This is a genomic window from Pedobacter miscanthi, assembly GCF_003315595.1.
In the GTDB taxonomy this organism is placed as follows: Bacteria; Bacteroidota; Bacteroidia; order Sphingobacteriales; family Sphingobacteriaceae; genus Pedobacter; species Pedobacter miscanthi.
Genome location: NZ_QNQU01000065.1, coordinates 1 through 1,735 on the forward strand (window position 1 = coordinate 1; position 1,735 = coordinate 1,735).

The window sequence follows — 1,735 nt, forward strand, 5'->3', positions numbered from 1 at the left end:
AGTCTGACCAGGGTTCAGTTTGTCTTCGATCTGGTAAACAATTTCGTAAGTACCAGCAGCGGTATTCGGTGCTACAATTACTTTTCCGGTAGCCACATCAAGGCTAACTTTCGGATCAGTAGTGGAAACCTGTGTTAATTTTACCTCGTTCAGGGTGGCAGGATTACCATTGTAGATATCATTCGCCAATACATTTTCTACAGCAGTGCCGCCGGTATAACCGTTTGCATTTCCTGAATCGTTTACAGCGACCAAAGTAGGTGCTGAAACGGTTATGGTTACGGTAGCGGTTTTGGTCTGACCAGGGTTCAGTTTATCTTCGATCTGGTAAACAACTTCGTAAGTACCTGCCGGGGTGTTCGGTGCCACAGTTACTTTTCCAGTGGTGATGTCTAAGGTAACTTTAGCATTGGTAGTCGAAACCTGAGTTAATTTTACCTCGTTCAAAGTGGCAGGGTTACCATTGTAGGTATCGTTCGCTAAAACATTTTCTACAGCAGTACCGCCGGTATAGCCGTTTGCATTTCCTGAATCGTTTACAGCTAGCATCGCCGGAGCTGAAACAGTTACGGTTACAGTAGCGGTTTTGGTCTGACCAGGGTTCAGTTTGTCTTCGATCTGGTAAACAACCTCGTAAATACCTGCCGGGGTGTTCGGTGCCACAATTACTTTTCCGGTAGCCACATCAAGGCTAACTTTCGGATCAGTAGTCGAAACCTGTGTTAATTTTACCTCGTTCAGGGTGGCAGGATTACCATTGTAGGTATCATTCGCCAATACATTTTCTACAGCAGTGCCGCCGGTATAACCGTTTGCATTTCCTGAATCGTTTACAGCGACCAAAGTAGGTGCTGAAACGGTTATGGTTACGGTAGCGGTTTTGGTCTGACCAGGGTTCAGTTTATCTTCGATCTGGTAAACAACTTCGTAAGTACCTGCCGGGGTGTTCGGTGCCACAGTTACTTTTCCAGTGGTGATGTCTAAGGTAACGTTAGCATTGGTAGTCGAAACCTGAGTTAATTTTACCTCGTTCAAAGTGGCAGTGTTACCGTTATAGGTATCGTTGATCAATACATTTTCTACAGCGGTGCCACCGGTATAACCGTTTGCATTTCCTGAATCAACTGTAGCAATCATCGCTGGTGCTGAAACAGTTATGGTTACAGTAGCTTGTTTTGTTTGACTTACATCTAATCTATCTGAAATTTCATATACAAGGGTATAAACACCAGCCGGGGTATTCGGTGCCACTACTACCTGACCCGTTGCAACATTTAAAGTTACGTTAGGATTTGAAGTAGAAATTTGCGAAAGATTTACATCATTTAAAGTTGCTGAGGCGGTAGTTCCATTGTAACTATCGTTAGCCAGTACATTAGTTACCGCTACCCCCCCTATTAAACCGTTAGCACTTCCAGCATCATCTTTAGCTATTAAAGTTCCTGAAGCAACAGTTACTTTTACCGTAGCGGTTGAGAATTTTGAAGCATCAAGTTTATCGGTGATGGTATAAGTTAAAGTATAAACGTCAGCCGGGGTATTCGCCGCAACACTTACTTTGCCGGTGGTAGGATCAAGTGTTACTTTTCCATTGCTATCATTCGTGCCATTGGTAATGGTTACATTGGCCAGAGTTGGAGCAGTTGTACTTCCGTTGTAATTATCGTTAGCCAGTACATCTGCCACAGCCGTACCACCGGTTACCGAATTTGCCGACCCGGCATCGTCTTTGGCC

The 1,735-nt window shown here is 44.4% G+C and carries 1 protein-coding gene; it reads right to left on the reverse strand.

All coding sequences use genetic code 11. The features are described 5' to 3' along the window. A partial coding sequence (locus DRW42_RS28950) for a cadherin repeat domain-containing protein (RefSeq protein WP_167437832.1) occupies positions 1-1,735 on the reverse strand: 1,735 nt, incomplete at both ends.